This window comes from Thiospirochaeta perfilievii (assembly GCF_008329945.1).
Taxonomy (GTDB): Bacteria; Spirochaetota; Spirochaetia; order DSM-2461; family DSM-2461; genus Thiospirochaeta; species Thiospirochaeta perfilievii.
Genome location: NZ_CP035807.1, coordinates 1221727 through 1243196, shown reverse-complemented (window position 1 = coordinate 1243196; position 21470 = coordinate 1221727). Strand labels below are relative to the sequence as shown.

General features: G+C 31.2%; 18 protein-coding genes. 3 read left to right on the top strand and 15 right to left on the bottom strand.

Translation table 11 applies throughout. The features are described 5' to 3' along the window. Positions 1 to 101 precede the first annotated feature (101 nt). Genes EW093_RS05715 through EW093_RS05705 form a run of 3 tightly spaced genes read right to left on the bottom strand, consistent with a single transcriptional unit; the run spans position 102 to position 8481 of the window. On the bottom strand, positions 102 to 695 hold the full coding sequence (locus tag EW093_RS05715; RefSeq protein ID WP_149567470.1) for a hypothetical protein: 594 nt from the start codon (positions 693 to 695) through the stop codon (positions 102 to 104). Continuing rightward, positions 692 to 6793: an RHS repeat-associated core domain-containing protein gene (locus EW093_RS05710; RefSeq protein ID WP_149567469.1), complete on the bottom strand. Its 6102-nt coding sequence runs from the start codon at positions 6791 to 6793 to the stop codon at positions 692 to 694. The genes EW093_RS05715 and EW093_RS05710 overlap by 4 nt, the downstream gene beginning before the upstream one ends. 47 nt (positions 6794 to 6840) lie before the next feature. Further along, entirely contained in the window at positions 6841 to 8481 is a 1641-nt protein-coding gene (locus tag EW093_RS05705) for an InlB B-repeat-containing protein (protein WP_149567468.1), read from the bottom strand. A gap of 244 nt (positions 8482 to 8725) precedes the next feature. Between EW093_RS05705 and EW093_RS17275 the strand changes: the two genes are divergently transcribed. Then, positions 8726 to 8899: a hypothetical protein gene (locus EW093_RS17275; RefSeq protein WP_187759851.1), complete on the top strand. Its 174-nt coding sequence runs from the start codon at positions 8726 to 8728 to the stop codon at positions 8897 to 8899. A gap of 388 nt (positions 8900 to 9287) precedes the next feature. Here the strand turns inward: EW093_RS17275 and EW093_RS05700 are convergent, their stop codons facing one another. The 12 genes from EW093_RS05700 to EW093_RS05645 all read right to left on the bottom strand — a co-directional run bounded on the left by EW093_RS05700 (position 9288) and on the right by EW093_RS05645 (position 19972). Then, positions 9288 to 9701, bottom strand: coding sequence for a prepilin peptidase (locus EW093_RS05700; RefSeq protein WP_149567467.1), 414 nt, complete (start codon positions 9699 to 9701; stop codon positions 9288 to 9290). After that, positions 9698 to 10405 carry a general secretion pathway protein GspK gene (locus EW093_RS05695; protein WP_149567466.1) on the bottom strand — a complete coding sequence of 236 codons (708 nt, stop codon included), beginning with the start codon at positions 10403 to 10405 and terminating at the stop codon, positions 9698 to 9700. Before EW093_RS05695 ends, EW093_RS05700 begins: the two co-directional genes overlap by 4 nt. Before the next feature lie 197 nt (positions 10406 to 10602). Beyond that, complete coding sequence (locus EW093_RS05690) at positions 10603 to 11049, bottom strand: prepilin-type N-terminal cleavage/methylation domain-containing protein (RefSeq protein ID WP_149567465.1); 447 nt, start codon at positions 11047 to 11049, stop codon at positions 10603 to 10605. Further along, a complete protein-coding gene (locus EW093_RS05685) occupies positions 11027 to 11230 on the bottom strand; it encodes a hypothetical protein (protein WP_149567464.1) in 204 nt (67 codons plus the stop codon). The genes EW093_RS05690 and EW093_RS05685 overlap by 23 nt, the downstream gene beginning before the upstream one ends. Then, entirely contained in the window at positions 11208 to 11648 is a 441-nt protein-coding gene (gene gspG / locus EW093_RS05680) for a type II secretion system major pseudopilin GspG (protein ID WP_246745074.1), read from the bottom strand. The genes EW093_RS05685 and gspG overlap by 23 nt, the downstream gene beginning before the upstream one ends. Beyond that, positions 11638 to 12312 (bottom strand): carboxypeptidase-like regulatory domain-containing protein, encoded by a 675-nt coding sequence (locus EW093_RS05675; protein ID WP_187759850.1) that lies wholly within the window; start codon positions 12310 to 12312, stop codon positions 11638 to 11640. Before EW093_RS05675 ends, gspG begins: the two co-directional genes overlap by 11 nt. Then, a complete protein-coding gene (locus tag EW093_RS05670) occupies positions 12296 to 13150 on the bottom strand; it encodes a hypothetical protein (RefSeq protein WP_149567462.1) in 855 nt (284 codons plus the stop codon). The genes EW093_RS05675 and EW093_RS05670 overlap by 17 nt, the downstream gene beginning before the upstream one ends. Then, on the bottom strand, positions 13141 to 14061 hold the full coding sequence (locus tag EW093_RS05665) for a hypothetical protein (RefSeq protein WP_149567461.1): 921 nt from the start codon (positions 14059 to 14061) through the stop codon (positions 13141 to 13143). The genes EW093_RS05670 and EW093_RS05665 overlap by 10 nt, the downstream gene beginning before the upstream one ends. Beyond that, a complete protein-coding gene (locus EW093_RS05660; protein ID WP_149567460.1) occupies positions 14058 to 15212 on the bottom strand; it encodes a type II secretion system F family protein in 1155 nt (384 codons plus the stop codon). Before EW093_RS05660 ends, EW093_RS05665 begins: the two co-directional genes overlap by 4 nt. Further along, on the bottom strand, positions 15206 to 16594 hold the full coding sequence (locus EW093_RS05655; protein ID WP_149567459.1) for a GspE/PulE family protein: 1389 nt from the start codon (positions 16592 to 16594) through the stop codon (positions 15206 to 15208). Before EW093_RS05655 ends, EW093_RS05660 begins: the two co-directional genes overlap by 7 nt. After that, positions 16594 to 18747 (bottom strand): secretin N-terminal domain-containing protein, encoded by a 2154-nt coding sequence (locus tag EW093_RS05650; RefSeq protein ID WP_149567458.1) that lies wholly within the window; start codon positions 18745 to 18747, stop codon positions 16594 to 16596. Before EW093_RS05650 ends, EW093_RS05655 begins: the two co-directional genes overlap by 1 nt. A 70-nt stretch (positions 18748 to 18817) precedes the next feature. Further along, positions 18818 to 19972: a clostripain-related cysteine peptidase gene (locus tag EW093_RS05645; RefSeq protein WP_187759849.1), complete on the bottom strand. Its 1155-nt coding sequence runs from the start codon at positions 19970 to 19972 to the stop codon at positions 18818 to 18820. A 215-nt stretch (positions 19973 to 20187) separates the two neighbouring features. Between EW093_RS05645 and EW093_RS05640 the strand changes: the two genes are divergently transcribed. Together EW093_RS05640 and EW093_RS05635 are read left to right on the top strand one after the other, a co-directional pair. Beyond that, a complete protein-coding gene (locus tag EW093_RS05640; protein ID WP_149567456.1) occupies positions 20188 to 20619 on the top strand; it encodes a hypothetical protein in 432 nt (143 codons plus the stop codon). Further along, entirely contained in the window at positions 20612 to 21325 is a 714-nt protein-coding gene (locus tag EW093_RS05635) for a hypothetical protein (RefSeq protein ID WP_149567455.1), read from the top strand. Before EW093_RS05640 ends, EW093_RS05635 begins: the two co-directional genes overlap by 8 nt. Positions 21326 to 21470 lie beyond the last annotated feature (145 nt).

The window sequence follows — 21470 nt, the reverse complement described above, 5'->3', positions numbered from 1 at the left end:
TTGATTTACAATTTCAACCTTCTCATTTAATACATAATTATATAGGTATGTATTAAATGAACTTTCCCAACCGATATTACCACCTGCTCTATAACCTTCTTCTACAAAAAAAGATCATTACCGATATAATTATAAGATGGAGCACCTTGGCCTTTTATTATTGTTTCTGATACTGAGCCTTTCTTACTTAATTTTAATTCGAAAGTTGTACCTTCATTACTCTTAAATGGATCATATTCAATTTCATAAAAAAATGTATAATTGCTCTCAGAATCCCGCATTATGGGCGGGGATTGTACTCCCCCAAAACCAGTCTCAAAATATTTATTAAAGGTAAAAATCTTTTCTTGTTTATCATAATTTAATATATACCATGCATCCTTATAGTCTTTTCTACCCCATGTTCTTATCATACAATAGTTTGCATTAGTACTTGGACTGTAAAATGGAGCTTCAATATTTATCAACTTCTCCAGTGTGATACGATCTAAATTTAATTGACTAGATTTTATAATATTTGAAATCTGTGTTTCAAAAACAAGTTTTTTTTCTTTATTAATAAATATAAAACAACTTTCATTACTTGCCAAAGGTAACAAATTTATAACTGGATATAAAGGTTTATAATCAATAATACTCTGACTATAAGCAAAAAGACCAATATTTATTAAAATGACTATTATCAATCCTCTCATTCGCAATCACTACTTGATGTATTTTTGTTAGATTCCAGTTGTTTAATACGTTCTGCCATTTCATTTGGATTTGGATTTGTTACGCTAAAAGTTTTAATAAAATCAACTGTTGGATTAAATGGTGCTGGATAAGATTTTGGCAAAACATTTTCCCAATCTTGATAAGGTGCATTTAGAATAGAACTTTCTTCTGAACTGAGAACGCCACTTTCATTTAGAGCAGTTAATACTGCTTCTGTACACATCAAACTGTCATCCATAGCAGCAGAACCTAATAAATTATACGTTAATTTTTCAGACGACTTTTTTCTCTTTTCCCATACTTTCTCATATTCTGCTCTTTCTTGAGGGGAAACTTCTATTAATGTCGATGTAATAAGCCCTCCAGTTTTCATGGAATCACTATCATATCCACCCTCAACTGATTTTCCTGTCTTAATTAATGGGTTTTTATTACTATTAAACCCCTGTACACCCATAGAATTCATATCTTCATCAAATGTTTCGGTTTGTGTGTGACCAACATCCCCACCTTCTGTGGCAATAGTATTATCCGTTGTAGGATCTCTATTTATTATTTTGATCCAATCTAATCCATTTGGATCAATTCGGTTAATCGGATCATTCCCACAGTATGCATACCAGTTGTAGCCATCTTTTATTGGATCAACTGTAGTAAACATACCTACTGTTGGTTGATAATCCCTGTATCCATAATTACTCTGTTTTGTAACATTGTCATACATTTTACCATTATATCCCAAAATATTCTCCTGGTCAAAATCTCCCAAAACTGGAGATCCAAAAGCATCATAGATATAATTGTTTTGTAAACCATTACCTGTGGTGTACCCTATCATTGATCCCTGATAATCACTAAATGTGTAATGAATCTCACTCAGTTCAGAAAATGCTAGTAACTCTCCTGACCCATAATAGTAATTCTGTAAGTCTTGAAGGCCACTTTTTTGTGTATAATTTCTACTTTCCAAATTAAAGCTTTTACCAATATAATTATAGTTTTGTAAACTACTCCTCTCTTGAGTTCCATTGTTAGAGACAATCTCATTTCTACTAAATCTTCGACCCAAAGCGTCATAAGCATAGTCAATTTCTGTATTTTTTCCTGATTGAGAAGTAAAAGCTTTAATTAACCTATTTTTAGAATCATAATTGTATTCAAAGTCTATTGTTGATCCTTTTTCACTCAATAAGTTTCCATTTTTATCATAGCTTAATATATTTTCACCTCTCTTACTCATAAGTCCATTTTCATAGGAGTAATTTATAGTTCCCCAGGCATCTGCCTTTTCTGTTATTTGGCCATCTGAATTGTATCTGTATCTTTCTTTCCAGAAATTTTGATTGAAATTAAAAAATGTACTTTGTTGCAAATCCTGATTATCAAAAGTATTTTGAATGTTATTTCTTTCCTCTGTTGATATATTTAAATATTCAGGTTGAACTATTCCATTGGCTCCATTATTGTTTGGATTTCCAAGGCCTACTTCATTCTTCTCTTCTAGAAATGGCGTTACAAATCTACCATTTAAGGGATAATATACTTCACTCAGTCTATTTCGATCATCATATTTGTATGATGTTAACTCACCTTTTTCGCTAATTTTAAAATTAATTTGATCCTTATCATTATAAACATATCCTGTGCTACTGTAAACCTGTTTACCATAAATAAAAGATTCTTGAGTTATTTGCCCGATCTCATTATAAGATTTTCTATTTGCGAACCCATCCCCTAAATCTTTTTCAATTAACATTCCTCTTTTGTCGTATTTGAAGAGTCCATAAAGGTTATCTCCCCTGATCTCTTCTAGTAAACCTAAAGGATTGTACTTGTAATTTATAAGAGAATTTGTTGAAGTCCTATTTTCTGTTTTAAGTAACCCTCTATCTGTATATGTATACCAAGTATCTAAACCGTAAGAAGATTTGGCACTTTCCAATAATCCTCTGTTGTTGTATGTAAAATTATTTGTTTGATTACTATCAAAATTGGTTGCTTCTTTAAGTTGTCCATTATTATCATATTCATAGTGGAGTTTTTTTACATTGTTAATGCTAATATCAATAATATTGCCATAATCATCGTATTGATATTTAAAGTTATCCTTATTAAAATCATTTTTTTCTGATAGTCTATCATTTGTATATATATATTCTTGACTATTACTTCTGCTATTGATCTCCCTTGTTAGTTGACCTTTTTCATTGTATACATACTCATGTGTTACAAGAAGAGGGGTTTCTTCTTTACTAATCATCTTATCTAGATCATAGAATGTTGTATGTAACAGTTTTCCGTTACTGAATGATTCAACCTTAAAAAGAGTCTGATTTATATCCTTATAATAACTATAATTATATTCCATCAGATCATCCCCAGGTTTAGAGATATTTTTAATCTTTCCACTTGGCCCCATCTGATATTTTGTTTCTCTCATTAATGGATCAATCTCCTTGGTTAAACCTAAAGGAGAGTATTCATATTTCCACGTACTATTTAGTTGGTCTTTATAATTTATTGTTCTACCTAAAGGATCGTACTTATATGTTATGCCTTTTTGTGTAGGATCGATGTTGTTAGGATTAATCAGATCTGAATCAATCTGATTAGGATCTAATTGAACAGTAAGCCTACCTAGTATATCGTAGTATTTAGTCCATACATATTTATCTTCATCTAATAGTGAAGTTTTATATCCACCAGTATCCAAAACTTCCCAGGTTTGAGTTTTTTCTGTTTTATCTGGATTGATCTCTCGTATTACCCTTCCTAATTTATCATATTCAATTTGTTTCCAGGAACCTAGATTATCTTGAATTGCTACTGTTTTTCCTGCTCCATCATATCCATATTTTCTAGCGTTATCACCTTGATTTCCAATCCAGTCTTTGATCAAATCACCACGACCATTATAAGCAAAATTTTTAATAACACCCATGTTTTCAATCGATTTTATTCTCCCATATGGATCATAAGTATATGTATAATCTCCTCCAAAACCTTTTTTCTCTTTTACTCTATTAAATTCATCGTATATATAATCAATAACTCGACCACCTGGGGTTGTTATATTTAATACAAGACCACTAGCGGGATCGATTTCATAATCTGTAACTTCCTCTTTATTCAGGACCACTTTATCAATATTTAAATATGTATCATAAAAGTATTCAATAATTTCAAAATCTGTTACATCGGAATTTAGATGTGTTTTCTGGGTTTTAATCTTTCCATATTCATAGAATGTAAACTCTCTAATATATCCAGATATACTTTCTTCCTCTTTAATAACCCTTGATTTGCCATCATAAGCATAACACCAATTTTCAACAATATTTTTATCGGAATCAGTAATGGTCTTATGATCCATTCGTCCCAATAAGTCATAACCTAAGGAAACTACTTCTCCAAGTTTATTTGTGACATTTAACAATTTATTGGTATAATCATATTCGTAGACGTTCTCATTGCCATACCAATTTACATCTTTGTACACCTTCTTCCGATTGTTATACTCTTTACTGTTAATTACTAACTGATTTTGACCATCTAGAGATTTATGCTCCTTTATATATCCTTTTTTAGTGTATTTGTATTTGTAATGATATTGTAAAATCCCATCCTGATATATTTTTGTTTCTAATGGTCGTCCTAATTTATCATTTATGATATTAGTGACAATCGAACTTACATAGTCACCTTTATCAGGTGAGTACATTGAAATTTTTTCATTTTTTTTGTTTATATTACCAAAATCATCGTAGTCAAAATCGATGTCATGACCAGTTCGATTTTTAAATTGAGTTAGTTGTCCTTTACTATTATATGAATATTTCTCTTCGGTTGTATCAGGATAAGAGACTCTTTTTAAATTTTGAAAACTATCATAAAAATAGTTTATCGTTGCCCAGCCTTTTTGTGTTACATAGGAATATGTTTCAATTTTTCCTGACTTGGTATATGAGAGATTCTCTATATTGATTTTATTTCTGTGAACTGATGTAACCATATTTTTATTGTCATAAGTTTTTATAATATTTTCTAAAATATTTCCATCAGAATTAGACAACGTCGTTTCTATTTCATTACCACTTGCGTCATAAATAATTTTTTTAACAGTTTCTACTTTTTCATCTAGGTAATATTCAACTTTTTCAATCTTAAGAAATTTGTTAAAAAATTGTTTTTCTTTTATTCCTTCTACATTAATGTAAGTACAACAAGATATTGAATTGTCACTATTAAAATCGTAATAGAAAAATTCTTTTCTACCTTCTTCATCCATAGTCCAGGTCACCCTTGGTTTCCCATTTAGTAATTCATAATTATAAGTTCGAAAACTATCGTCAGCTTTAGTTATCTTTTTTAGTAATTTCCCATCATATTCATAGCTTGTAGAATCTTTATCTTGATCGATAATTCCGGATAAAAGATCTCCAGTATATGCATAACTAATTGTTGTTTCATCAGGTAACACAATTAAAGAAATTTTATTGTCCAAATAATCTATTTTAACTTCTCTTTTAAAATTATCTATAACGGTTGTTAGTTTTTCCCCTGAATATTTGTATTCAAAATAGTTACCATTTTGATCTTCTTGTCTAACTAATAACCCGTTTGAATTGAAAGTTTTAATTGTACCATTATTCTCAGATAGTTTAGTAAAACCTTCTGGTAGTATTTCTAAAGAAAGGCTACTGTCTTTATATGTGGTCAATGAACCATTAGGATAGTAGTCTGGAATATTTGTACCTGGTATTTTTTTGGATGTTTCATAATCAGGATTTGCTGTAATATAAAATTGATGAGGAGAATTCGATTCATCAAAATATACTATATAATTTTCTCCAACATTGGATAAACTGAATTGATCATTAAAATATTTATTTAATATATTTCTATCATCTGTAAGATTAAGGAGTTTTTCCGCATCATCAACCAAAGGTTTAATATTTGTATCTATATAACTTTTAAATGATGTTATATTGGGATATATCGTATTTTTATAATAACTTTCTATATCATTCAAATCGTCAAGATAAGGTTGAACTAAAGTTGTTTTTTCGTTGTTTACGATTTTTTTTTGTTCATCTAGGTATGATGTTATTTCAGAATATGAATATTCCTTTTTTTTATTCTCTAGGATTGATTCTATTGAATTTAAGTTTGATATTAACGCTTCATATTTACCTCTAGCATCTGCTAAGCTAATATGGCTCTCTGTACCATATGTAACAAAGTTATTGTAGGAAACTATAGCAGAATCGTAATCTTCATATAATTTTGTATAAAAATCTTTTTTTTCATCATAAACCTCTTGAGCTTTAGGCCTGGTTCCCCACAATGTATGCGTTTCAAGATTAGTTGACCATAATGAACCAAACTTCTCTGTTTCAGCCTCTCTTTGTGAAGCGTATGACCTAGATATATTAAATGTTAAATTTCCTGTTTGAAGAGTAAAATCAGTAGATTTCGTAAAGAATTCCCCAGTCCCTGTTCTTACTGGGTCTCCTGATAAAACTTGTTTTGTAATATTATTTTCTTCTTCTAACTTGTTTCCTTTTTCAGTTGCAATTGTTGTACTATCTTTGAACTTTACATCTGGAACCTTATTAAAAATACTTTTCAAAGCATTATTTAATTTAGCTTCAGTCGTTGCTGAAGAACCTGGGATAACTGAAATATTATTTGGTGATTTTTGCAGTTCTTCGTTGAGTTCTTTTACATATACTTCAAAACCATCAATCTTTTGTTGAGCTCCGGGAAGATTTAAATCAACACTGACTTCAATAGTTTTTTTTCTACCCTCAATTTTCGTATGAGCAATAGTACAAGGATGTCCAGGGCAAGAGAAAGTATAGTATCCTCCATTAGGATTTCCATTTTTATCATAATTTATATGCGGAGTTTTTACACAATGACCACAATTGGTTTCACCAGGACACCCTTTCTCACTACAGGTTGCAGCTACAGTTTCGGGATAATGTACTGTTATACTTGTGGTCTTTATTGGATCAGAAAAAATGTTAACACTTACAATAAGTGATAACATTAAAATTAAAAACTTCTTCATATATTTTTCTCCATTTTTTTTATATAGTTATTTAAATAAAATATTATCTAAAATGCTCTCACTGGAATCACATAATTTTTGACACTTTTAGAGTTTAAGTATATATTTCCACCACCAAATGTTACAGCCGATGCTTTTTTTGGACTAACCTCAGATGAAGTCCAATACCATTCAGATGGAATTCCTCCAATATTATTTGATTTTAAGTTCTTATAGATCAACATCAGTTCATCAATCGATGGTAAGTACCAATCATCATAAGTAACACCATTTCTAGTAATGGAATATTCGGTGCAAAAATCACCAGCTTTATTAGGTGTATCATCTTTAATCACAATATCATCAGTGTTTTGTTTCCCTGAACCTATTTCTGTTCCGTCTGCTCCTTCTATAGAATAATCGAACTTACCCCAAATCATAGAGGTTGATATATTATCTGGAGCTATCTCTAAAAACCTTACTCCAGGGAGATCATCTACATAATCATCTTCATCATCATAAAAGATATATCCTCCAGATTCACTTGTTGTACCAACCTTTGTATATTTTGCAAATAAAGTAATATTAGAAACTACAACATCATTATTAAAATTCCACATTTCAGTAAGAGTTGAATCCTTATACCACTGATAAAACATAAAATCACTTTTTGACGGTGCAGGAGGTTTTACAACACTCTCTCCCTCGTATACAGACACACTTAAAACATTAGATCCTCCGTTTGAATTAAAGGAAACTAGGTAACTAGGTATAGGCGACCAATCTGCATAAAGCGTTAAATCTGATGCAACCGTTCCATTATTAAAATCCCATAAAACTGTACAGTTTGCATCTGAATACCAATTTAAAAATGTATATCCTATTTTTTTAGGATCTATAGGCTTATCTATTTTTACACCATAGGTTAATAATTTTGTTGATATTGTAGATCCAGAATTCGTTAGAAAGGTAACTGAGTAATAAGCTTTCTTCCAGGATGCATAAAGAGTCATGTCACTAGAAATTTCTCTACTGAAATCCCATAAAAAAGTTAAATCTGAATCTGAGAACCAGTTAACAAAATTATATCCAGGTCTTGAAGGATCTGTGGGTTTTTCTACAACCTCACCCTGAATTACATTTACAGTATCTAAAATATTTCCAGAATAAGTCCTAAAAGTAACTGCACTAGTAGGTAATGAAGTCCAGTTTGCATAAAGTGTAGTCTCTGATATAACCTTGTCGTTATTAAATATCCATTTATTCTCTAGTGTATCTTCTTTATACCAGCCTATGAAAGTAAATCCTTCTTTCTTAGGATCATCTGGTTCAATTATATATCCGCCTTCTTTAATAATTTGCAAAGGAATGGAAGTATCACAATTAGTATTAAATGAAACTGAATATTTCGGAATATCTAACCAACCAGCATAAAGTGTTATATCACTATGAACTTTGTTATCAAAAGACCATATATTGGTTAAGTCTTCATCTTCATACCAATGGGAGAAAACATAATTTTCTCTTATTGGTGAAGCTGGTTTAATTGCTACATCACCATCAAATACATTTTGTTTAACTATTAAGCTCCCTGAATTTGAGTTAAAAGTTACCACATGCATTGAAAGTTCATCCAGAACAGTATTCGGACATGATGTAAAAAATAGCATAATTATGCATAAAACAGCTGAACTCGCAGTTAATTTCATTAATATAGCCTCGTAAAATATATTTTTAAATTTCTTATTAAATTGCAAATATAATTAATTATTTAGTTTCTACTCGCAACTAATTTGTATAAATAATAACATTAGTTTTTTTATGTGTATATATATAATCTAAAAATTGATAATAAATTATCATAGCTGTCCAAAACAAAAAAACTACAATTTAAGTATTTTATAAAAAATCTCCAAGGTATAATCTAAGTACCATTACTGGGATGAATTGCATTTGTTGAATAATCTAACTGTTCCAAGGTTTGTTCCAGGAGCACCTTCTTTTGAAAAATATAAAAAAGGGAGATTAACTTTAAGCGGAGTTGATTACGATAATGATTCATACTTTGGAGTCTCAACAGGTATACATATACTTGATAAAAAATGGTTGGCCTCTAGAGTTATTTAAAATTTAAGAAGAAATTATTTCTTGGTCCAGCTATAAAGAATAATGGTGATATATTTTATCTATCAAAAGAAAAACTTGATGGAATCTGTATTTAACTTATACAAAATACCAAGACAATGGTAAAATCATAATAACAAAAGTGGCAGATGTATGCACATTGCCTTGCGAAATGGATACGTAGGGCAATGTGCATACATCTGTTAGCCAAACTAGCTTGCTAGGTCGAAGCGAAAGCGTAGCCCAGAGCAGCCAGGTAGTAACTTTGTTACTATTCGCCCAACTAATAATTAATAAACTAAAACTAACCCTAAGTAATAATCACATAAACCACTACAACAATAATTAAACTAGAAGAAGATGAAATAAGTGTTGATTTTTAAATTATATATTAGGTTAGAAAATAATATAATATCCAACCAGATACTAAAAATGGCATAAAAGGGATTTTTGTATCTCTTTTAATCTTCTTAGATAGTAGCAGGGGGATTGTTACAAACAGAGCAATTATTGATGTTGTCATAACAGAGTATAACCAGAAGTTGTAACCGAAATGTAGAGCGATTATAGCTGTATATTTACAGTCTCCCATTCCTAACTTTCTCTTAGAAATGAAATAGATCAGTATAAAGGTTAGAAATGCAGCTAATCCACTTATAATATGTGGTATTATATTGTAATTTGTTAGAAATAGATTACCAAAGACAACAACAAGTAGCAGTAGATTACCTAGATTAGGAACTTTCAGTTTTTTAATATCATAGATAGCTAGAAGGGTTGAAGCTATGATTAAAAATAAGATCATAGTAATATTTTACTCCTGTTTATAAGAAAGTATCCTGTTAAATCTGCATTTAACCCATACCAGAGGGTAGTCATTACTCTGTTTATATTGTCTTCTACAGTAATCTTCCAACAGGTAGTTGTTACTCCTAGATAGGTGTATAGGGAGCTTTTCTCTTTTGGGACCCTATATATCTGTTTTAATTCTTTCTCTGTTTTTATTTCTCTATATAAAGGCATGTAGTCTAAATCGTATTTGGAGAGAAGAGCTTTAAGTAATTTGGGGTCTAGGGTATTAATGTTCCAGCTTGGAAGTGCAGTAACATAATCCCTAATTTCCTTATCTATCTCCTCTTCTGTGTATGGATTTTGACTCTTACGTCTAGTTATTACTTTATTTATAAATATTGATGCTCTACTACTATTTGCTGTTGCTAAATTGTATAACATTTCTAGAGATATATCACTGCTATTATTTATATTTGGTTTACTATGGGTTGTAAAGATAGCACCGAACTCAACATCATCCCTGAAGTACTCTCTATAGATCTCAATATTATTGATAAACCCTAACGCTTCTCTCTCATCTTGGAGATCTACCCAACTTCGGTTATTTAGTAGCTTTTGAAACTCAGACTCTTTAAATAGGGTGAAGTCTATAAAGTTAAGGTCAATCTTTGAGGATTCGTCTACAATCATAACCCCTAGGTTTTCCCTAGATAACATTTCTACCGATCTAATAATATCGAAAGTGGACTGATCAGATGAGTTCTTTAATAAAGCGTTAATAGATGTAATTATATCCAGATCTGACTCTAAATTCTCTATCTTTTCAATCTGCTTGTTTAAAAGCTTACTGTGGAGTAGTAGTGAGTTGCTGAAAAAAATTGCCAGGGTTGAGATTACTATTGCTAATAAAAAGGTTACAAAAGAGTTAGACAGAAATAAATCTCCTTTTCGGTGTATTGTAGTGTTCTATTATCTAGTAAGAACTTTCCATCTAATAGGTTGGAGTAGAATATCTCTGAACTATCAATGAATATCCTAATACCATCTGAAAAGTAAAAACTTATGAATCGATTTGGGTCTCCATTATAATAGTAGATTTTTATAGCTTTATCATCCTTTTCTACCTTAAGTTCCTTAATATACCAGGGACTATTAATATTGGTAACCTCTGTTAACAAAATTGTACGTAGGGTAAGAATATCCGAGTCTCTATTTAATGATTGTTTAGATTTTGAAACAGCTTGACTGATATCAGTTAGGTTTGTGTATATAACAGTAGAGATAATTGCTACAATTAAAATAGCAACTATAACTTCAATCAATGTGAATCCATCATTACTATAGGTTTTTGAACTGCTCATCGTATTCCAGACTTTTATTTATAGAGGCTGTCACTCTCTCATTTAATTCTGATTTAAATTGTAAACCCTTAATAACTAGACCATACACATTTGCTAAGAGAATAGTTAGGATTAGTAGAGAGATTATAGTGTCTAGTAGAATATAACCATCATCATTGCTACTCGTAGGAGTGAATATCACTATTAATACCCTCTCCTCCTGGTAATGCATCTGCACCTAGACTTGTTATTGTAAATGGTAGGCCATTTACACCTGGGTTGTTGTATTTATACTCATTATCCCATGGGTCTAGAGGTACTTTTTTATCTATATATGGCCCATCCCAGTTAAGAGGTGCTGGACTTAACTGTGGTTTCTCGTAAAGTGCTTCTAAGCCCTGCTCCTGGGTTGGGTATATTTTACAGTCCTGTTTATAGATTTCTAAAGCTAATTTAAAGTTGCCAATCTGACTTTTAGCTGCTGTTACATTTGCTTTACTTAGTTGTTTTGTTGCTACGACACCCACACCGGTACTTAGTAGTAGTACTATGGCAATACCAATAATTGTCTCAATAAATGTCCAACCATCATCCTCTTTTAATATCTTTCTAATTATCACTTTCCAACTCCTCTAAACGTTTGTATATTATTTTGTCCTGTTCTATATTAAGAAATTTCTTTAGGTAGTAAATTGCTCTGTTTGGGGTGCTTTTATGATACTGATAAATATCTGCAAGAAGTAGGTAGACATAGGCGTAATCTCTACCTTCTAAAGTTAACAGGAGAGTTTCTGATTGATCCATCTCATCTATTTTATAATGGTATATCCCTTTTAAATAGATAAAGAACTCGTTATCTTTATCTATTTCTTCAATCTTAGAAATAAGGAGTTTTGATCTATCAAAATCCGATTTTTCTAAACAGACCTCAAGGTCCAGTATTAAATCTGTTATCGTTTTAACTCTTAGAATTAGAATATTCTCTATACTGTAATGTTCTATCTCCACAGTTTGGTTCATGATTTTATTTCTAATAATAATTTTGTATTTACCAAACTCCAGCTCCGGGATAAAGAACTTTCCATCTATATCCGTTGTAGTTGTAACTGTTTCTAACTCACTATTAATAAACTCAAGGTCTATATTATTTAATGGGTTATTATCATTATCATATAGAATTCCAAGAAGTGAGTTTGACAGAGTACTACTTCTATTATTATTCGATACACAGGAAATTGATCCTAGAATTATTATCACAATTACTAAGTTATAGATTTTTATCACTGTTTAACCTCATATAAGATATCTTCCTTTTCAAACATATAGTTACTATTTTTAAACCTAAATATTTCCACCCATCAATCTCTTCTTCAAACAGAAATTTAAATATTCGTCCATTACTACTCTCTCTAAACATTGTTATCTCTTTTTTGTTTTGTCTAAGAGTTCCTACAAATTGAAACTTATTTGTTTTGACTAACTTTCTATCTTCTATAACTTCTGGCTCTTTCTCAACTACTTCCTCTTGGGTAATGAAAGATGTTCCCATTATACGGCTACTATCAATATAGGCTGATGAAAATTTAATCCTCTTAAAACTCTCTGTAATATACTTATTTACAGGCTTATCTGTTAGAAGGACTCTTTTTACATCGATACTACCCTGGAAATTATTGTTATCTATCATGGAGATGGAGATACTTGGAAAGTCATAAAATTTTTTCTCTAAGGAGAGGCTATAAAAAAAACGTGTTAAGTCGTTAATATCTCCCTTAATTGTGAATCGGACTGAGTTCATCCCCTCCTGAAATCCAGAGACAGATATAGTGTGACTTTTGAGTCTACTTAGAATATCTGTCGTTACAGTAGTAATTACTATGGAATGTTGATCAAAGAAGTAGTTGTTTAACTCATCAATTCGATGTTCTAACTCCTCAATATCCACAGTTGAGACAGAGTTTTCTTCACTGTTCTTAGTTTTAGTAATTAATGTGGTGTACTTTTCTATTTTACTTAGATTATCTTTATAAACCAGGTAGTAATTGTTATATAGAAGATATGTACCAAAGGTGAGTATTATTATAGTTAATATTGACAACATTACTTTTCTCTCTATTGGCATATTACTTCTCCACTAAAGGTTACATACTCATAATCACCCTTAGTTATAGTAGAGTTTTGCTTAAAATTGAATAATTCGGATCTATTTAGCGATGATATTAGATTCAAACTATTATCGGTTATAGCATTTATCCTGATAAACCTATCAGAGTAGCTAAAATTGATAATTTTATACTCGGTTCCATATTTTGTTAATTCAGAAAAGATAGAATAAATATCAGGAGTTGAATGGCTCTCTATAATATGAATCTCCTCTTTTACCTGGTTATACATTGACCTTAGTTCTTCAGCATTATTCTGTTTGAATTGAATGCTGGTTAACTCCTGTTGTAATTCATTCAATTTAAGGTGACTGTAGTTGTACCTATTTAGTCCATATAGGGTTAGGGAAATAGTTAATGAAAAAACTAAAATCGGTAGTAAAATTGATCTATATTTAAACCCACTCTTGATAAAAAATAGGTCATGTTTAACTTTTTTGTATAGTTTGTTTAAGTTTAAGGAGTTAGGTGTAGAGTTGTCCGATATTAAAATAAGATTATCAATATCAGATTCTGGTAGACCTGTAGAAGCAGATGTATATGTCCCATTTTTTATCTCAACTGTTAGTATATTTTTGTTGTATATTACTGAGTAAATTCCATCCCTATTATAGATATGCTTAAATAGTAAGAAAGGATGGAGGATTCTCTTTTGATCTAAACCTTCTGCTATAGATTTTAAGGTGTAACAGAGTAGACCTCTTCTATTAACACCTTTTCCAAGGATTATATAGTCATAAATCAATTCTGAAGGATCAGGGAAGTGTAACTCTAACTGACTGGGAATATAGTTTTCAATCTCTTCTTTAGTATTAACATTTGATAGATCCAATATTATAGTGTGAAAGTTATCAATCTGATTATTTGTCACAGTAAGTCCCCCATCTTGGTAAGAACTGGTAGAATAAATGTTGAAATTAGAAGCAGTAGTCCTGAACCTAAAAGTAGGGTGAAAATAGGATCTATCACAGTCATAAACCGCTCTATTCTCTTTTCACTCTCTTTCAGATAATAACTACTTAACTCATTAAAAATAGATGTTATATTACCTGTTTTCTCTCCTACTTGAATAAAGGATGAGACTTTACTAGGAAAAAGGGTCTCTCTGAAAGCTAATGATAGAGATGAACCACATATTATAGAGTTTTTTATACTATCAATTTGGCTCTTTAGATAACTGTTTTTAAGAACATTTTTTCCATAATCTAGAGAGTTCTCAATTGTTAGGGAGCTCTCAGTTAGTACTGATAGAGCAAAAATAAGATTAAATGTCTCATTTTCTAGAACTATTTTACCAATAAAGGGTATTTTTAGATAAATCTCTTCTATCTTCTGATCTCTTTTAAGATGAATTAGAACTACAATTGCAAGTAGAAGAGTAGTTATTGTTACAATTGTTGTTAAAGTTCTTCCCCTATTTACAAGGGTATCTGCTAATCCTCCACCTAAACTTTGGAACATCTCATTAAACCCTGGTAGGATGAAAATTACAAATACCACACTAAAAATTAAAGTCATAGATAGAACAATAATAGGATAAATTATAGCCCCAATTAACTTATCATTGAACTTTTTCTCCCTATCTAAGAAAAAGTGTAGTTGATTTATTACTTTTTTAAGATTTCCTGTTGTTTCTCCTACCTCTATTAAACCTATATAGAGGTCAGAAAATCCAGGGTTTAGTGTTTTCAATGTTCCAGAGAGAGACTCTCCTCTATCAAGATTTTCTGTAATTAGATTAGAAAGTGTTACTACTTTTTTATCTGTAAAGGATGTCTGTCCAATCTTAATTGCATCCTGTATAGATAGGTTAGAGTTCAATAGGAGGCTAATAGTCTGGGTGAAGGTTATTATTTGATTTTTATTAAGTTTTAATCTGCTAGAGTTAACCTTTATAGCTGAAAGTAGGGAGAGGTCTCTGTCTCTTAATAGAGTATATAGCTCATCTTTATCTCTAGCATCCAGGGTCACTTCTACAACTGTTCCAGAACTATTAACTGCCTTGCAACGATACTTTAACAAGATAGCACCCTTGTTACTTCGTCCATTGTTGTCTTATTATTATTAGCTGATATAATACCAGCTTGATAGAGGCTTTTCATCCCTGAATTTTCTAGATGTTTTCTTATTTTATATGGTTTTGCGTTATCAAGGATAAGTGCTTCAAGGGTTTCATCCATAACAAAGCCTTCTGAGATAGCTATACGACCTTTTAACCCTGTTTTTGAGCATGTTTTACAACCATCTCCACCACATTTTGAACATATCGTTCTTAATAATCTCTGGGCAAATGATGCCTTAAGTACTGATGTAATTAGATACTCAGCTACTCCCAAATCCTTAAGTCTGGAAATAGAGGATGCTGCATCATTGGTATGTAGGGTGGATAGTACAAGATGTCCTGTTAACGAGGCTCTAATAACTAGTTCTGCTGTCTCCTTATCCCTTATCTCACCAATCATTATTACATCTGGATCCTGTCTTAGAACCCTTCGTAGTATATCGCTGAAACCTAAGTCTATTTCATTGTTTACCTGTATCTGATTTACTCCTGGAACAGAGTACTCAACAGGATCTTCTATTGTAATTATCTTCTTTTGGGAACTATCTAGTAACTGTAATAAGGCATTTAAGGTTGTTGTTTTACCAGAACCTGTAGGCCCTGTAATTAGAATAAGACCATAGGGGAGATTTATAACGTCCTTTAGTATTTTTAAATTTTTTCCATAATAGCCTAAATCCTCCAGGGAAACTAAATTATTCTTCTTAACAAATAATCTTAGTACAATAGACTCCCCTGTTGATAGAGGTACTATTGATATTCTTAGGTCTATATCTACCCCTTCTAGATGGACACTAACTCTACCATCCTGGGGTTGTCTTTTCTCCATAATATTTAAATTTGCCATTATTTTAATTCTTGAACTAATAGGGGAGAAGAGCTCCTTTCTAATATTCTCCGACTTTACTAATACCCCATCGACCCTATATCTTAGAACTACCTCAGAGTCATAACCCTCTATATGTATATCCGATGAACCAAGGTTTATTCCATCAATTATTATAGAGTTAACAAGATTGATAATTGGAGCATCATTTGCTAATTTATTAAGGTCTGTAAGCTCTGTTTTTTTCTCGCTATATATACTGTTTATAGAGCTGGACTTAGATAGATATGATGTTAACTCGCTACTATTTACCCTACAGTATATAATCTTTTTCTCTTTATGTAGATTATCAAGTTGAGTGTATACCTGTTTACTGGCTCTATTGGTTGTTCCAATAATCAGGGTTGATTCACTCTCCTTTAATTTTAATATGCCGTTGTTTTTTATATATTTAACTGGATATTGGTTAAGAAGGCCTATATCGTTTTTATAATCTTCGATAGTTACAAGTTCCATTAATCTATTAACTCCTTGTAAGCAGTTTTAATACTTAAAGCAGTACTGTTTTCTGTAGATTTATCTATATAAGGTAGGAGGTAGATTATGAATTCTGACTGGGTATCCCTATCCTCTGTTTTTTGGAACAGTTTACCTAGCAGAGGTATGTCCCCAAGTATCGGTGTCTTCTCTATTACACTTTCGTTTTTACTACTAATAAGCCCACCAATAACAACAGGTTCTCCCTCTTTTGTTCTTACCTCGGTATTAACAATTTTCTCTGAGGTAGAAGGAATACCAGAAGCCTCACCTGAAACTTTAGTCTCATCTGATATTGTTGATTGAACATTGACTGTAATCATACCATCACCACTAATCCATCCCTCTATATCTAGTAGTATCCCCCAGGAAACCTCCTGAGTAGCCCCAGTAGACTCTGTTTTTCCATCAGCATCTGTTGTAGATTTGTAGAATCTTGTAGTGGTTGTATTTCGAAAGCTAACCTTCTTTCCAGACAGAGCCTGTAGTGTTGTATCAACTAGAATTTTAGATCTATTCTCACTTAAAGCAGCCTGTAATTCATAACTAAATAGTGGGCCTAAAGCAGAAAGAACATTGAAGTTTAAATTAAGTAGACCTCCTAGAGCCCCGGAAAAAGATGACCAGTCATCCTCTGGAAGAGATATATCCCCATTGTTTTCAGAGTGGGATCGTATATCTAATCCAAAATTAAAATTATCTCCAACTGTATTTTGTAGAACTAGAACCTTATATTTAATCTGTGGAGTGGGAAGGTCAATTCTACTTAACTCTTCTAAAAAGGATCTATATGATTCCTGACTTCCATAATAAAAAATATTTGATGGGTTAGGAGTAAGTATAATACTATCTGCTGAAATCGTTTTTGGTAGGTGCTCCATTAGTATATCTGATTTAATATATTTTAAGGTTATAAGAGTACTCTTGGGTGGAATATCCATCTTCTCTTTTAACTCAAGAACAGATTTGTACTCAATATCGTTTAACATCATAATAAATGAGTTTTCATCCACATTTATTATGGAGTCTTGAGGGTAGTTTTTAACTAAGAGACTTTTAAATATCTCTGATGATATAAAGTTCATTACAAACCATCTTGGTGTACTATCTGTCTCTTTATCTATTAAACTGATAAATTTAATAATTGGTTCACTTTTTATCTCTGTTCCATAGACAATTACAGAGTTTGAGGCTTCATCTACTTTTAATACGTTGTTACTCATAAAAGTTCCGGGAATTAGTTTTAATAGCTCTTTCACTTTAATATGTTTTAGCTCTATTATCCTCGTTTCTACATGTCTGTTAGCTACTTCTGTCTTGCTAATATCAAATATGTAGTAGATACTATTAGATAGCACATAGTCTGAGTTGCCCCCTTCTAGTATTAGATTTAGCATCTCTATAAATGATTTATTCTTAAAAGATAGCTTATCTATGATAGAGTCTGATCTACCCTGGATGGAGTATTCATATCCCGCTTTGTTAAATAACTCGGTTAACACCTGTCTAAATCTAACTTTTATAAGGTTTATTGAGTAGGTACCATCACTATTTAGCACTATACCATTACTCTCTGATAACTCTGGAGTGCTTGAGTTATTACTTACAACCTCTCTCTTTATATATAAATAATCAACACTATCTTCTACTATATACTCTGGGTATTTAACAAAGATTATCTCTAGTATTTTGTTTATTGATAAACCATTAATATTTAAAGTAGTTCTACTACCTGGGAGGGAGTCAAAGAGTATTGTTCTTCCTGTTAAGTTTGATAAGTTATCCAGTACCAAGGAGAGATCACTATCTTTACAAGTGATGGAAATTAGATCCTCCTGGATGCTACTTTTTATTTTTGATACTTTATATGCCGACTCTAGCCTACTTATATATAGGTTCTGGCTTAGGAGAAATAGGTCCAGTGCTTCATCTAAGTTTTCTGTAGAGAAGTAGTAGCTACATGTTCCTGTAACTGTGGCATCAGGGATAATATTTTTATTGGTTAAGTCTGCTAAGACCATTAATACATCCCTAATTGGCCTATTATTAAACTCTAATATTTGAGATTCCTGTGTATACGCTTTTATATGTAGCAACAAAAGTATTGTAATTAGTATTTTTTTTAGTTTCATAAATATTTATCCATATTACATGTAAATCCCTATTGAGTCTATAAAAGATAAACTTGGTTAAATAGATTTTCTAATTGAAATATCTATTCATTAAAGCCTTCCAGGATGTATCTATACAAAAGTCTACATTACCAAAAGTTCCAGTGTCATCAGCTGTATACCACCATTGATACTTGTAATCATCTTTTTGTTCCGGAAAGAATATAGAAATTCCCATATAATTCTCTAATGTATTACTATGTAAATTGTTAAATGATGAGACTATAACTCTATTTAAAGATTTTTTTAAATCTAATAAATTTAACTCCAAGCTACTGAATTCACTTAATTGATCAGCAAAATATCCAATATCAATATAGGGATATAGAACAGAGTCTGCTTCTGGATAGTACTCCATACTGCTTTGTCTAAGTGCTAAGACTTCACTATCTGTTAATGCTTTAATATTTTCTACTAAATGAGAGATTATATCTTTTACTTCTTCTATTTCATTTAGATTAAACGCAGTTAATGTGTTAGGTAGGTTATTAGTGGAACTATAATTACTATAACTGCTGACTATCTCCTTTGCTATCTGCTCTGCTAAACTCTCTTTAGAAATTTTCTCTATAAAATCATTATATCTCCAACCTCCTGTCTCTTCTGCAGGGGATGCTATCATATAGTTAACAATGTTTTTAAACTCATATCCAATCTCTAACATTCCCATATAACATGCATCAAAACCAAGTAGATCTAACTGAGTTTGGTTGTTGTAATGTTTTTTTAATGTATCTTGAATCTCATAAACATAAAGTGCTTCATTTATGTTATCTCCACTATCTTCTGTATCCCAACTAACGGCTCTAGCTTCTGGAATACTTTGTCCACTTAAACCTCCACCATGATTCCATAGGATTAATGCTTGTTTCTCTCTTGAGTGGTTGGATATAGCCCATGTTAAAAAATTATCTAAGGTATCTTGTGAACCCATAGACTCTTCTTGGTCAATAGAATCCCTCCATGATTCTACGCTATTAATGGTTTTTAATCCTGAATCAGTTACTTCATATAGATAAGTCCCTGTCCAATCTCCTTGATCAGTAGAGAATCCTGGACCTCTATCGTGCAGTATAACTATATCTAAATCGTTTTTATTTATGTTTTTACTGTACCCATCAACCATCGATGTTACATCTAATAAACTCTCTCCTTCAAGATTTCCAGATCCACTTACATAGATCATGAACAGCCAACCTTCCTCTTTAACCTGGATCTTATTATTCGTAAAACGGTTAATCTTAAAATCATTGTCATATAAGCTGCAGGAAAGCATTAGAAATAGAGACGATAAGTAAAAAAAAATATTAAATTTACGCATATTATTTTTTATACTATTTTATTAAAAATTACCATAATTTTAGCTTTATTTTAATAATACAATAAGATAAACTTCTTTTTATGCTTAAATTACAATCATTTATACTGTTTTTTATCTTAGTTAGTTTTCTGTCTTGTGACGCTTTTAATAAAAACATGGTACTAGATTATTTTGACCCAAACGATAAATCTATAACTGTAAGTAGTGGTACCGATCCCCTCATACTAGGAATAAAGGAACTTTTTTTAAAAGACAGTTGGGGGGTAACAACCTATACTTCTGAAATTAACCTAGAAAGTATTAGCTTAAGCAGTTTTGATACTCGATATCTAATGGTCTCTGACTATGTAGAAGGAGAAGATATTATATTAGGAAATTTTGTTCGTGAGTATACATTTACAATTTATGATACTAACAGTTACAGTGAAGTTATTATACTGTATGGCAAAAAGAGAACATTGGAACAGGTGCTTTCTGAATTTGAAAGTTTATTAGAGGTTAACTATGAATAGATTCACAACCCTATTATATGTAGTACTTTTAACTTCTTTTAATTTATTATCTGATACTACAATCTACTGGGGAAACAACCGCAATAAAATATCCATTGACATAAGTGATGAGGGGATATGGTCCCCATTATATTTTGATGTTGACCAGAATAGTAATATACATATCCCTGACTTTTTTAAAGGAAGAGTTGCCATCTTTACACCAGAAGGTGAATTACTAAAAGAGATTAAAATAAAAGAGGGAATATCTTCTAGAATGAATTACTTCTCCTTAAACTCTAATAACACGTACACCACTTACGACAACTATTCTCTATACCTACTAGATAGTAATGGTGGTGTTATCTGGACTAAGGAGTATGGACTAGGTTCCATTCCTAATAAAATTTTCAGCGATGAGTTTGGAATATATATTGCTTTTAATAGCAACTATTACTTTAACTCATACAATGAACCAGCTAATTCTACTCTAGAGGACTTATTTGAATCAAATAGCTCACAAATTATTTATAAAGATGAGACTAAAACAATATCTGTTAAAAATAAAAAAGTAGAGATTCTAGATTTTGAGAATAATGTAAAAAATATTGCTATCCCTCAGAATGGGATTCTTGGTACTGGTTACTGGGTAATCTATGGTGAAGATCATAGCCTCTACTCATCTATTCATAATAAAAAAAGTCTAATCATTAAAAAACTGGATTAATATAACCAAAGTTATAACTCCATTCTCTTTACAGTGTTTTCGTTGTTAGTAAGAGGAGGATGAAGTTTTCGTAAATACCTCTGTCCTTTATCATATCTTTCTGGTTGATAGTAAAAAAAATTATTATTGTGTCATCGCATTATAT

What these genes read in the sequence shown, in the direction of transcription:
- EW093_RS05715 (WP_149567470.1), bottom strand. Translation starts at nt 695, where the DNA reads ATGAGAGGATTGATAATAGTCATTTTAATAAATATTGGTCTTTTTGCT.
- EW093_RS05710 (WP_149567469.1), bottom strand. Translation starts at nt 6,793, where the DNA reads ATGAAGAAGTTTTTAATTTTAATGTTATCACTTATTGTAAGTGTTAAC.
- EW093_RS05705 (WP_149567468.1), bottom strand. Translation starts at nt 8,481, where the DNA reads ATGAAATTAACTGCGAGTTCAGCTGTTTTATGCATAATTATGCTATTT.
- EW093_RS05700 (WP_149567467.1), bottom strand. Translation starts at nt 9,701, where the DNA reads ATGATCTTATTTTTAATCATAGCTTCAACCCTTCTAGCTATCTATGAT.
- EW093_RS05695 (WP_149567466.1), bottom strand. Translation starts at nt 10,405, where the DNA reads ATGTTATCTAGGGAAAACCTAGGGGTTATGATTGTAGACGAATCCTCA.
- EW093_RS05690 (WP_149567465.1), bottom strand. Translation starts at nt 11,049, where the DNA reads ATGAGCAGTTCAAAAACCTATAGTAATGATGGATTCACATTGATTGAA.
- EW093_RS05670 (WP_149567462.1), bottom strand. Translation starts at nt 13,150, where the DNA reads ATGCCAATAGAGAGAAAAGTAATGTTGTCAATATTAACTATAATAATA.
- EW093_RS05655 (WP_149567459.1), bottom strand. Translation starts at nt 16,594, where the DNA reads ATGGAACTTGTAACTATCGAAGATTATAAAAACGATATAGGCCTTCTT.
- EW093_RS05650 (WP_149567458.1), bottom strand. Translation starts at nt 18,747, where the DNA reads ATGAAACTAAAAAAAATACTAATTACAATACTTTTGTTGCTACATATA.
- EW093_RS05645 (WP_187759849.1), bottom strand. Translation starts at nt 19,972, where the DNA reads ATGATCTATGTAAGTGGATCTGGAAATCTTGAAGGAGAGAGTTTATTA.
- EW093_RS05640 (WP_149567456.1), top strand. Translation starts at nt 20,188, where the DNA reads ATGCTTAAATTACAATCATTTATACTGTTTTTTATCTTAGTTAGTTTT.
- EW093_RS05635 (WP_149567455.1), top strand. Translation starts at nt 20,612, where the DNA reads ATGAATAGATTCACAACCCTATTATATGTAGTACTTTTAACTTCTTTT.